The sequence below is a fragment of the Nocardia terrae genome, assembly GCF_009760405.1.
Taxonomy (GTDB): Bacteria; Actinomycetota; Actinomycetes; order Mycobacteriales; family Mycobacteriaceae; genus Nocardia; species Nocardia terrae.
Genome location: NZ_WRPP01000006.1, coordinates 266,823 through 278,477 on the forward strand (window position 1 = coordinate 266,823; position 11,655 = coordinate 278,477).

The 11,655-nt window shown below is 67.3% G+C and carries 12 protein-coding genes; 5 read left to right on the forward strand and 7 right to left on the reverse strand.

Annotated elements, in window-relative coordinates; all coding sequences use genetic code 11:
- Positions 1 to 51 precede the first annotated feature (51 nt).
- Positions 52 to 2,157 (forward strand): prolyl oligopeptidase family serine peptidase, encoded by a 2,106-nt coding sequence (locus GPX89_RS29095; protein ID WP_157390884.1) that lies wholly within the window; start codon positions 52 to 54, stop codon positions 2,155 to 2,157.
- Here GPX89_RS29095 and GPX89_RS29100 read toward each other — a convergent pair.
- Positions 2,154 to 2,753 carry a TetR/AcrR family transcriptional regulator gene (locus GPX89_RS29100; RefSeq protein ID WP_328602430.1) on the reverse strand — a complete coding sequence of 200 codons (600 nt, stop codon included), beginning with the start codon at positions 2,751 to 2,753 and terminating at the stop codon, positions 2,154 to 2,156. The two genes, GPX89_RS29095 and GPX89_RS29100, sit on opposite strands and share 4 nt — an antisense overlap.
- A gap of 77 nt (positions 2,754 to 2,830) precedes the next feature.
- Complete coding sequence (locus tag GPX89_RS29105; protein ID WP_157390885.1) at positions 2,831 to 3,451, reverse strand: TetR/AcrR family transcriptional regulator; 621 nt, start codon at positions 3,449 to 3,451, stop codon at positions 2,831 to 2,833.
- A 76-nt stretch (positions 3,452 to 3,527) separates the two neighbouring features.
- Between GPX89_RS29105 and GPX89_RS29110 the strand changes: the two genes are divergently transcribed.
- The 4 genes from GPX89_RS29110 (at position 3,528) to GPX89_RS29125 (ending at position 7,274) form a co-directional block, all read left to right on the forward strand.
- Entirely contained in the window at positions 3,528 to 4,820 is a 1,293-nt protein-coding gene (locus GPX89_RS29110) for a YhgE/Pip domain-containing protein (protein WP_157390886.1), read from the forward strand.
- Between the two features lie 98 nt (positions 4,821 to 4,918).
- Positions 4,919 to 5,605 (forward strand): GAF and ANTAR domain-containing protein, encoded by a 687-nt coding sequence (locus GPX89_RS29115; RefSeq protein WP_157390887.1) that lies wholly within the window; start codon positions 4,919 to 4,921, stop codon positions 5,603 to 5,605.
- A gap of 113 nt (positions 5,606 to 5,718) precedes the next feature.
- Complete coding sequence (locus tag GPX89_RS29120) at positions 5,719 to 6,429, forward strand: GAF and ANTAR domain-containing protein (RefSeq protein WP_198347643.1); 711 nt, start codon at positions 5,719 to 5,721, stop codon at positions 6,427 to 6,429.
- 209 nt (positions 6,430 to 6,638) lie between these two features.
- Positions 6,639 to 7,274, forward strand: a complete 636-nt coding sequence (locus tag GPX89_RS29125; protein WP_328602431.1) for a sigma-70 family RNA polymerase sigma factor — start codon at positions 6,639 to 6,641, stop codon at positions 7,272 to 7,274.
- Between the two features lie 4 nt (positions 7,275 to 7,278).
- Here the strand turns inward: GPX89_RS29125 and GPX89_RS29130 are convergent, their stop codons facing one another.
- The 5 genes from GPX89_RS29130 to GPX89_RS29150 form a co-directional block, all read right to left on the reverse strand.
- Positions 7,279 to 8,778, reverse strand: a complete 1,500-nt coding sequence (locus GPX89_RS29130; protein ID WP_328602432.1) for an MFS transporter — start codon at positions 8,776 to 8,778, stop codon at positions 7,279 to 7,281.
- 75 nt (positions 8,779 to 8,853) lie between these two features.
- On the reverse strand, positions 8,854 to 9,267 hold the full coding sequence (gene mscL / locus GPX89_RS29135) for a large conductance mechanosensitive channel protein MscL (RefSeq protein ID WP_407939497.1): 414 nt from the start codon (positions 9,265 to 9,267) through the stop codon (positions 8,854 to 8,856).
- A 35-nt stretch (positions 9,268 to 9,302) separates the two neighbouring features.
- Entirely contained in the window at positions 9,303 to 10,859 is a 1,557-nt protein-coding gene (locus GPX89_RS29140) for a BCCT family transporter (RefSeq protein ID WP_198347644.1), read from the reverse strand.
- Between the two features lie 101 nt (positions 10,860 to 10,960).
- Positions 10,961 to 11,323 (reverse strand): hypothetical protein, encoded by a 363-nt coding sequence (locus tag GPX89_RS29145; protein WP_157390889.1) that lies wholly within the window; start codon positions 11,321 to 11,323, stop codon positions 10,961 to 10,963.
- Between the two features lie 13 nt (positions 11,324 to 11,336).
- Positions 11,337 to 11,552, reverse strand: coding sequence for a hypothetical protein (locus tag GPX89_RS29150; protein WP_157390890.1), 216 nt, complete (start codon positions 11,550 to 11,552; stop codon positions 11,337 to 11,339).
- Positions 11,553 to 11,655 lie beyond the last annotated feature (103 nt).

Consider the following 11,655-nt stretch of genomic DNA (forward strand, 5'->3'; position numbering starts at 1 on the left):
CTCGCTGACGCCCCGATCGGGTCGCGACGACATCATGGGATGGGGGATTTCATGGTTCGGCCGAAAACGGGAATCCGCGCCGCCGCCGCGGGATTCGCAGCATTGCTGCTGACCGCGTGCGGCGGCTCGACGGCGGAGAGCGATCCGTATCAGTGGCTCGAAGAGGTGAGCGGCCCGCGGGTCGATGCCTGGGTGTCGGCAGAGAACGCGAAGACCCTCGGCGTGCTGGAGCAGGATCCGCGCTACGCCGACAACTTCGCGCAGGCCAAGGCGCTGGCGAACGCCTCGGATCGCTTGCCGGTGCCGGAGTTCCACGACGGGATGATCGGCAACTTCTGGCAGGACGCCGAGCATCAGCGGGGGGTCTGGCGGGAGACGACGGTCGCGGATTACGAATCGCCGCAACCGGCATGGCGGACCGTGCTGGATCTGGACGCCCTGGCCCGGGACGAGGGCAAGAACTGGGTCTGGAAGGGGATGCGCTGCGATCCGGTGTCGCATTCGCGCTGCCTGGTGCAGCTCTCCGATGGCGGTGAGGACGCCGTCACCGTGCGCGAATTCGACCTGGGCACCGGGAAGTTCGTGGACGGCGGCTTCGTGCTCGACCGTGGCAAGCAGAACGTCAGCTGGGAGGACGCCGACACCCTGCTGGTGTCCCGGGAATGGCAGCCGGGGGAGAAGACCACCTCCGGGTACGCGTATGTGGTGAAGCGGCTGCGGCGCGGGCAGAGTCCGGATCAGGCGGTGGAGGTGGCGCGCGGGGCGGCGACCGATGCGCTCGCCACCGCGGCGGTGTCGCTGGACAACGGTGACGGGCGGCGGCTGAACCTGGTGGTGCGCAGGCCGTCGTTCTACGAGTCCCAGGTCGGTCTGATCAGTGGCACACGGGTCGCGCTGCCGTCGAAGTCCGTTCTCCAGGGCATGGTAGGCAATCGGGTACTGGTTGCGCTGCAACAGGATTGGGATACCGGTGGGAAGAGTTTCAAGTCCGGATCGCTGATCTCGCTGGACGCCGACGAACTGACCGCGCACCCCGACCGGCTCACGGCCACGCTGGTGTACGAGCCCGGACCGCAGGAGACCTTGAACGAGGTGATGACGACCCACGGCCATGTCGTGGCGACCTCGCTCTACGACGTGAAGGGGCGCGCCACCGTCTACACCCCGCAGCCGGACGGTGGCTGGACCTCCACGCCGGTTCCCCTGCCGGACAATGCGACCATCTCCGGAATCGATGCCGATTCGCACGGCGAAGCGGCCTATCTGTCGGTCACCTCGATGCTCACCCCGTCGACCATCTGGAGTCTCGACGCGAACAGTGGGCGGGTGAGCCAGTTGAAAACCGCACCGGCCCGGTTCGATTCGTCGCGCCTGGCGGTCGAACAGCTGATGGCCACCTCGCCCGACGGCACGAAGGTGCCGTATTTCATCGTGCACCCGGCCGCTCTGCCCTACGACGGCAGCACGCCGACGATCCTGTACGCCTACGGCGGGTTCGCGTCCTCGGTCACGCCGAGCTACAACGGGCTGCTGGGCAAATCGTGGCTCGAGCACGGCGGCGCGTACGTGATCGCGAACATCCGGGGCGGCGGCGAGTACGGCCCCGCGTGGCACGACGCGGCGTTGAAGACGCATCGGCAGCGGGCATTCGACGATTTCGCGGCGGTGGCGCAGGATCTGGTCGCGCGGAAGATCACCTCGCCGCGACGGCTGGGCATTCAGGGCGGGTCGAACGGCGGGCTGCTCATGGGCGTCGAGCTCACCCAGCATCCGGAGCTGTTCAACGCCGTGGACATTCAGGTTCCGCTACTGGACATGCTCCGCTACGAGCGGATCGCGGCGGGCGCATCGTGGGTGGGCGAGTACGGGTCGGTGTCGAATCCGGACGAGCGGGCCTTCCTCGCATCGATCTCGCCCTATGCGCAAGTGAAGAAAGGCGTGAAATACCCCGAGCCGCTGGTCTGGACCACCACCAAGGACGATCGGGTCGGGCCACAGCACGCGCGGAAGTTCGCGGCCCGACTGGCCGAATACGGCGATCCCTATTTGTTCTACGAGGCGACCCAGGGCGGTCATGGCGCGGGGGCGAACAACGACGAGAAGGCCCACACGAGCGCTCTGGAGTACACCTACTTCATGCGGCGGTTGATGGGCTAGCTCGGCTCGCGCAGGATCAGCGAAACCGCCATGGGGACGAGCACTTCCACCAGATCGCTCACCGGCGGCCGGGGCTCGGACAGCAGCCATTCGTGCGCCAGGCCGTTGATCGCGCCGATCAGGGCGCTGGCCGCGAGTTCCGGATTGCCCCGGATGGCGGCGTTGGTGCCGGCCAGCGGCGGCACCGCCAGGCGGATGATGTCGGTCCAGGCGTGGCGGCGCTCGCGGCGGTGCTGCTCCATGCGCTCGCTGACGCCGACGACCTCGACGAAGGCGACCTTGGCTCGATGCGGGTCCGACCCGATGGAGCCGAGGAAGCCCGAGAGGGCCTGCGTCACGGTCTCGGTCGGATCCGGGTCCGATCCCATGGTGCTCAATGCCGTGGCCAGTGCGGCCCCGGCCTGGTCCTGGATCTGGTCGTAGGCCGCGACCAGGACGTCCTCGCGGGTCTGGAACTCCTCGTAGAACTGGCGTTTGGACAGTCCGGCGGCCGCGCACACGTCGGCCAGCGAACAATTGGCGTAGCCGCGCTCACCGAAGATGCGGATCGCCGCGTCGAGGAAACGCTGCCGGCGTTCGGCTTTTCGTTCGGTCACGGCGCGTCCGCCGTACTGCCTACCTTCGATCGTCACTGTCGTTTCTCGATTGCCACGCCCGAAAGGTTACGGGCGCATCAGCGACGCGGACGCAAACCATCCATCATGTGGCCGACCATCTCGTCGAAGAGGGTGTCGGCCTCGGTCGCGTCGACCAGGCCCGAGCCCAGGATGGCGGCCAGTCCGTGCAGTGCCGCCACCGCCGACAGGCAGATGCCGCGCGGCTCGCCGGGTACCACCTCGCCCTGGGCCTGCGCCTCGGCCACCATCTCCAGCGGCACGGTGAACGCGCGGGCGGCGGCCTCGCCGATGGCGGCGCTGGGACCGTTCTTGCGGGCGAACATGAGGGCCAGCAGGGCCGGATTGTCGATGGCGAAGCGCAGGTAGGTCTCGGCCAGGGCGCGCAGGCGCTCCAGGAAAGTGCCGGTGGCGGCGGCTTTTTCGAAGCCCGCGCCGAGCCGCTCGAAACCGGCGACGGTGAGCGCGTCCAGCAGGGCCTGTTTGTCGCGGAAATGCCGGCTGGGCGCGGCGTGGCTGACACCGGTGTCGCGGGCGAGCTGGCGCAGCGACAGGCCGTCGACGCCCGCCTTGCCGAGTGTCTCCTCGGCGCGGCGGAGGAGCTCGGCGCGCAGGTCTCCGTGGTGGTAGGACCGCGCGCGCTCGACCACTTCGCGGGCCTTGCGCTTGGCGATACTCATGGTGAGAGCAGGATATAGGACACAGTCAGGGATGTTGGCATTGACTACTTTGTTGTCGATGCCTACATTTTTTCGCATGGCAGAAGAGAGTGCGCCCACCAGCGTTCCGCTGCGTGGCTGGATCGGCCCGATGGTCGTGCTGACCTTGCTCGCGGCGCTGATCGGCACCATGTACCTCGGCTACACCTCCGACCCGGAGAAGAACCTGCACGACTTCCCGGTCGCCCTGGTCAACCAGGACGTCGGTGACGTGATGGACGGCAAGACCGTCAATGTCGGCGACCAGATCACCGACGCGATCGTGCAGCGGATCCCGTCGGAGAAGATCGATCTGCGCCTCGTCGGGATCAACGACGCCCGGCAGCAGCTGAGCAACGGCCAGGTCTACGGCGCGATCATCATTCCCGGCGACTTCACCAAGCGGCTGTCGATCCTCGGGGCGGCCGCGGTGGTGCCCGGCGACGTGGAGCGGCCGGTGATCACCGTGCAGACCAATCCGCGGGCGGGCACCTACGCCTCCTCGATCATGCAGCGCATCACCGATCGGGCCATGGCACAGGTGAATACGACCGTGGGGGCGCAGCTCACCGATCAGGTGAAGGGCAAGGTGTCCACCGAGCTGACCGGTGCGGCACGACTCGAGCTGGCCAAGCCCATCGATGTGGTCGTCAGTCCGTACCGGCCGCTGCCCGCGGGGACCGGGCAGGGACTCTCGGCCTTCTTCTATACCCTGGTGCTGCTGTTCGCGGGGTTCAGCGGCGCGATGATCATTCACTCGATGGTCGACAATGTGCTCGGTTTCCTCCCGGCCGAGTACGGGCCGTGGTTCCGCGCGCCCGAGCCGGCGGCGATCAGCCGCTGGCGCACGCTACTGGTGAAATGGGCCATCGCCGCGCTCACCGCGCCGGTTCTCTCCGGCATGTTCATGGGCATCGCGACACTGTTCGGCATGCCGATCGACCAGCCGCTGCCGCTGTTCCTGTACGGCACGCTGGCCGTCATCGCCGTCGCGGTCACCGGGCTCTCGGTGCTGGCAGCCTTCGGCACCATGGGCCTGCTGATCAACATGATCGTGTTCGTGGTGCTGGGCCTGCCCTCCTCCTCGGGATCGATTCCGGTCGAGGCGATTCCGCGCTGGATCGCGTCGCTGTCAAGTTTCGAGCCGATGCACCAGATCTATCTGTCGGTGCGTGCGATCCTGTTCTTCGACGGGCATCTGGAGGCCGGGCTGAGCACGGGCATCTGGATGACGCTGTTCGGGTTGAGCTTCGGTCTGCTGCTGGGTGCGGTCGCCACACACACCTACGACCTGCGCGGGCTCTACCGCCTCGGCGTGCCGCACCGCGTGGAATCCAGCCACGCACAGTGACTTTCGGCCCTGTTTGTTGTCGAGCTGTGACAGTGATACTGGCGCTGGGCACCGAATAACTCATCGCCGGGCGATGATTGTGGGGCGGTTCGATGGTGATGGCTTCGTCGCAGTTCGATCAGCTGACTGGACAGTTCCTGCGCGCCGTGCGTGATGCCGGCGGCGGACTCGGGGCGGTGTGCGCCGCGTGCGTGCGGGTGCTGCCGGTGCGCCGTGCCGCCATCGTGCTGGAGGAGCGCGACGCCGGCATGCAACCCTGGTGCGCCAGTGACGAATTCGCCGCGCGGGTGGAGCTCGCGCAGGCCACCGCGGGGGAGGGGCCCGCGGTCACGGCCGTGGTCGGCGGGGTGCCGGTGATGGTCCACGAGCTGAGCGCGGATTGTGAGCACTGGCCCGGCTTCGCGGAGGCGCTGGCGGCCGCGCCGGTCACCGGGTCGATGTTCGCGGTGCCGTTGCGGCTGGGCTCGATTCGGCTCGGCGCGGTGGATCTCTACCGCGATTCGCTCGGGCGGCCGGGGCCGCGGCTGTTGTCGGCGGCCTTGCACATCGCCGATCTGGTGACGGCGAGCCTGGTGCTGGCCACCGGCGACGACGCGCGGCAGTGGGCACAGCCGTTGTCCAGCCGCTGGATTCATCAGGCCGCGGGCATGACCAGCGCCCAGCTGGGTATCGAGATCGCCGACGCCTACGCCCGCCTGCGCGGATACGCGTTCACGCACGGGCTTTCGCTGGTGGAGGTGGCACGGCGGGTGGTGGAGCGCGAGATTCGAATCGAGGCGGAATGAGCGCAACGGTTCCGCGATACCCGGCCCGGCAAATACCATGAGCTGACGGCAAGAGCGGCACAGAAATACTTTCGTGGTGGACTCCGCAGGTCCACCGATGCGGGGTGATGGCGGTGTCCGACAGTGAATTGCTGGTGGCGGTGTTGGCGAGGTTCGCCCGGCTGCTACCCGCGGCCCACGAACTGCCGCAGATTCTGGACGAATTGATGCGCAGTGCCATCGATGTGCTGGAACCGGGCGGTGTGACGGTGGCGTTGTCCACAGAATTGGGAGGCGACCGGTCGGAACTTTTCAGCGGCATCCCGGAGGAGCTGCTGGATCTCGAGGTCTGCCAGCGTGATTACGACCGCGGGCCCGGGGTGGTGGCCTACGCCTGCGGAGCCCCGGTGACCGTGACCGATATCGGCAGCTACGGCGACATGTGGCCCGAGTACGCGAATCTCGCTGGACAGCATCGCATTTCCTCGGTGGCTGCGGTGCCCATGCGGCTCGACGAGACCGAGGCCGGTGTGCTGAGCCTGTATTCGCGCGCTCCCCGGCACTGGACCGGGAAGGATCTCTCGGTGGCGACGCTGCTGGCCGGGATGGCCACCGGCCACATCGTCACCGCGAATCTGGTCCAGCGCCACCAGCGGGTGACCGAGCAGCTACAACACGCGCTGACCACGCGAATCGTGGTGGAACAGGCCAAGGGAGTGCTCGCGCACGCGCATCACACCACGCCCGACGCGGCGTTCGAGTTGATCCGCGCGCACGCCCGCCGCAATCGGGTCACCGTGCACGCGGTCGCCCACGGGATAGTCGAACTGGGCCTGCGTATTTGAGCATCCCGCTGCGGCAACGGGTTTTTCGGAAAGAACTTTAGGTTAAATCGATCGGGCGCTCGGTTGGTCGGCACGGAGTAGGGTGGTGTGCTGGCGGAATCGAAAGCCCCTGTCCCCGGCCGATTTCCGTGCGCGGTTGGCGACCGTCCCAGTCCTCGACGGCTCGTTTGGCAAGTCTGTGCTGCTATCCGTCGATCCTGGGGGCGATCGTGAATTCCTCACGTCCATCGCAAATTTCCGCTGCCCTCCCGGCAGTCCGTCCGCATTCGGCCCACCCCGTCCGACCTGTCACCCGCCGCACCCGGCGAGTCAGCGAATTCGATCAACTCGTCCACCGGATCGCCGAGGGCGACCGCGAAGCCTACGAGGAGCTCTACCGTCGCACCCGCGGCCTCATCTACACCCGGGTCCTGAACATCGTGTGCGACACCGGATATGCCGAGGAGACATGTCATGAGGTTTATCTGCAGGTCTGGCGCAGCGCGGGCGGGTTCGACCCGACCCGCGGCAATGCGCTGACCTGGCTCACCACGCTCGCCCACCACCAGGCCGTGGACCGGGTACGACGCGAGTGCAGCGCGGCGGGACACGAACACCGTTGGGGCGTCTGTGATTACCGCCCCGCCACCGATGTGGTGACCGAGGAGATTCTGCGGCGGCAGGACGAACGGGCGATCCGCCGGGGGCTGGCCACCTTGACGCCGCATCAGCGGGAGTCGGTGGTGCTGGCGTTCTACGGCGGGCTCACATATGCCCAGGTCGCCGCTCGGCTGGGGATCGGTCTGCCCGCGGTGAAGGCGCGCATCCGGTCCGGACTGGCCCAATTGAAGGTTTCTCTGGCATGAGGACTCAGTGTCCGGCGGTCGCCTTGAAGCCGCGCGGTACCAAGATCACCGTGAGCACCGCGACCGCGCCCACCATGGCCGTCGAGATCCAGGAGGTGGTGGTCAACGCCGAATCGTAGGCGTGCTGGGCGATGCTCAGCACCTGGTCGCCGGTGGGGCCGCCGATCTTGTCGGCGACATAGGCCGCACCGCCGACCGAGCCCCGCGCATCGGCCAGATCCTCGCCCTGCAAGGGCAATCCGGTCATGTGGCTGGTGAACAGGCGGCCGTGAATGCTGCCCAGCAGCGCCACGCCCAGGCCGATGCCGAGTTCGTAGTTGGTCTCCTCCACCGCGCCCGCCTGACCCGCGCGCTCGGGCGGGACCGCGGCCACCAGCACCGCGGCGGCCGTGGTGATGGCGATGCCGTCGCCGATGCCGAGGCAGACCAGGATGAGCGCGACGATCGGATAGGTGGTGGTGGGCACCGCGGCCAGCACCGCGAAACCCGTTGCCAGCGCGCCCAATGCGAACCCCATGAGGAATCGCACGCCCACGCGCTGCATGAGCCACGGCGTGGCCAGCGAACCGAGCAGGGTGGCGATGGCGGCGGGCAGCATGCGCTCACCGGCCTGCGACGGCGTGTAGCCGTGGATGTACTGCAGCCACAACGAGATCAGGAACAGCGCCGCGCCGATGGCGAGCATGGCCAGCAGGGTGGCCAGCGCGGCGGCGGTGAAGGCGCGGTTCTTGAACAGGCGCACATCCAGCAGCGGATCCGGCGACCGCAGCTGGCGGTAGGCGAACAGACCCAGCAGCACGAAGGCCGCGACCATGATCACCAGATCGATCGCGGCCGGATTGCCCTTGGCCACATGCTTGATGCCCCACGCGAGGGCGACGACGCCGAGCACCGACAGGACCGCGCTCACCCAGTCCAGACCGCCCTCGTGCGGGGCCTTGTACTCGGGCAGCAGCCACACACCCAGGGCCACCGTGATGATCACGACGGGCACGTTCAGCCAGAACGCCGCCGACCAGCCGAACGCCTCGACCAGGTGGCCGCCGACCAGCGGGCCGATGGCCGCGCCCGCGCCCGCCACCGAGGCCCAGATGCCGATGGCGAGGGTGCGTTCCTTGTCATCGGTGAAGATATTGCGAATCAGGCTGAGCGTGGAGGGCATCACCATGGCGCCGCCGACACCCAGCAACGCGCGGCCCGCGATCAGCTGTGCCGGTTCGGTCGCGGTCGCCGCGACCACCGAGGCGAGTCCGAACAGCATGAAGCCCGCCAGGAACAACCGCTTGCGACCGTATCGATCGCTGATCGCGCCGCAGGTGATGAGCAGGCCACCCAGCACCAGGCCGTAGAGGTCGACGATCCAAAGCTGTTCCATGGGACTGGGTTCCATGGCGTCGATGAGCGAGGGCAACGCGACGTTCAGGATGGTCGCGTCCATGGCCACCAGCAGCAGGCTCGCGCACAGCACGGCCAGCATGGCCCAGCGCGATCGGATCCCGGCCACGTTTCCCGCCTCCTCGATTAGACCTTCGCCAGCTTGTGGCAACAACCTGGCTAAGCCTACTCGAGGGTCGCGGAGCTACTTGTTCACGTGCTGCTTGGCGAGCAGGTCGCGGATCTCGGTGAGCAGTTCCAGCTCGGTGGGATCGGCCTTCACCTCGGTGGGCTTGCTGAGCCGGTTCTTGATCGTGTTCATCGGCAGGATGAGGACGAAGTAGAGGACCGCGGCCACGCAGACGAAGTTGACGGCGGCGCTGATGATCGGGCCGAGCGCCACGAAGGTGGACGGCTTGTCGGCGATGATCTGGAATCCCAGACCGTATTCCTTGTTGCCGCCCAGGATTGCCAGCAGCGGCTCGATCAGCCCTTTCGTCACCGAGGTGACGATGGCGGTGAAGGCCGTGCCCATCACGACCGCGACCGCGAGATCGATCACATTGCCCTTCATCAGGAAATCTTTGAAACCCTTGAGCATGACGCTGCGTTCATCCAATCCGAGACGTATTCGTAATCTTCTGATTGTGGAGTCTAAGGGGCCTCCGCGCGGAAGGTTCTCACCAACGCGGCACACATCGCGAGCATGACGACACTGAACGGCAGGGCTATGAGAATGGCCACGGTCTGCAGGGTGGTCAGCGCCGAAGCGCCGGTGCCGCTGGCCACCAGCAATGCGACCGCTACCGCGCCTTGCGCGCAGGTCCAGAAGGCGCGACTCCAGGTCGGGGGCTCGGGATTGCCGCCCGAGGAGAGCATGTTCACCACCAGCGCGCCCGAATCGGCGGAGGTGACGAAGAACAGCACGATCACCAGGATCGCCAGGCCCGCGGTGACCGAACCGCCGGGCAATGTGTTGAGCAGTGCGAAGAGAGCGCTGTCACGATCGGGTCCGTCCGGGCCGACCAGTCCACCGCCGCCGAACATTTCGCGGTGCAGGCCCGCGCCGCCGAAGACCGCGAACCAGACGAAGGTCAGCAGGGTCGGCACCAGCAGCACGCCCGCCACGAACTCGCGCACCGTGCGGCCGCGGGAGATGCGCGCGATGAAGACGCCGACGAACGGCGCCCAGCTGATCCACCAGCCCCAGTAGAAGACCGTCCACTGCTTGGTCCAGGCCGTTCCCTCCGAACCTTCGGTCGCGCCGGTGTAGAGGCTGATCTTCGGCAGCGTCTGCAGGTATTGCCCGATGTTCTGCACCAGGTCGTTGACGATGAAAAGCGTCGGCCCCGCGATCAGCACGTAGAGCAGCAGCATTCCGGCCACGCCCATGTTCGCCTGCGAGAGCAGCTTGATGCCCTTGTCCACGCCGGTCGCCACCGAGACCGTGGCCAGCGCGGTGACCCCGACGATCAGCACCACCTGCAAGCCCTTGCCCGGTTCGTGCAGCCAGCCTTGGTAATTCAGCCCCGCCGAGATCTGCAGCACGCCCAGCCCCAGCGAGGTCGCCACGCCGAAGACCGTGCCGATCACCGCCACCACGTCGATGACGTCCCCGCGCCAGCCGCGAATACGGTCGCCCACAAGCGATTCCAGCGACCAGCGGATGGAGACCGGGCGGCCCTTGCGGTGGATCGAGTACGCGATGGCCAGGCCGACGACCACGTAGATGGCCCAGGGATGGATGCCCCAGTGCAGGAAGGTCTGCACCATGGCCGAATCCGCGCGCTGCGCCTTCGTCGACCCGACGCCGGGCCGCGGGTCCTGGTAGTGGAACAGCGGCTCGGCCACGCCCCAGAACACCAGGCCGATCCCCATGCCCGCCGCGAACAGCATGGAAAGCCAAGCGCCGATCGAGTATTCGGCCCGCTCCCCGTCGTCGCCGAGGGTGATGTCGCCGAATCGCCCCAGCCCCAGCCAGATCGCGAACACCACGAAAAGGCTCACGATCACGATGTAGTACCAGCCGAAGCCGCCGATCACATTGTCCTGCAGGGCCTTCGCCTGGCGGGCCGCGGTGTCGCGGAAGACGATGGCGTAGACGGTGAACGCGGTGACGACGATGGCGGCGGGCCAGAAGACGCGGGGCTCCACCGCCATTCGATGGTGGGCCGGGACGGGATCGGACGTGCCCTTGCTCGGTGCGCTCACGTGAGGTGTCCTCTGTGTCGGCTCGAATCAACTGTGTCGGCTCGAATCAACGAAACAACCCCGACCCCGAGCCCGTGGGCCCGGAATCGGGGTCGATCGAACTACTTTCCGGCCCGGTTCTTCAGCGCGGTGACGACCTCGTTGACCGCGGCCAGCACGTCCTGTGCGGCGTGGTCGAGATTGGCCCGCACCTGTTCCAGGGTGCTCTGCAGATCCTCCGGGGTGATCTTGTCGGCGAATGCCTTCGCCATATCGGCGAGATCGGCGGCCGCGTTCTGCGCTCGGTCGGCGAGTTCGGCGGCGGCGCCGCTGGCGCGTTCGGCCAGCTGCCCCGCCACGGCCTCGCCCCGCGCCCGCAGGTCGCCGGCGGTGACCCCGAGGTCGGTGGTCAGGTCGTCGGCGGTGGTGCGGAAGTCGTCGGCCAGGCGCTCGGCGTTGTCGCGGAAGTCGTCATTCGTCGGCATCGTCGGGCGGCCCTTACTTCGATCCGCCGCCCAGTTTCTCCTTGACCTTGTCCATGAAGCCGCCGACTTTCTCCTTCACGTCCTCGCCGGCGTGTTCGAGCCTTTCCTTCAGGTGCTCGGCCCCGGACTGGGCGTCGTTCATGGCGCCCTGCACGTTTTCGCGGGCCTGGTCGGCGGCTTCGCGCGCCTGGTCACCGGCCTCGTTCATCTTGTCGCCGAAAGAAGACATCGGAACCTCCTTGCGTTGGTCACGCTCGGGCAGATGCAGCGATCTTTCAGCAACCGATACTAGTCCGTTTGTCCAACTCGTGGGGGCTGTCGGGCGACGGGCC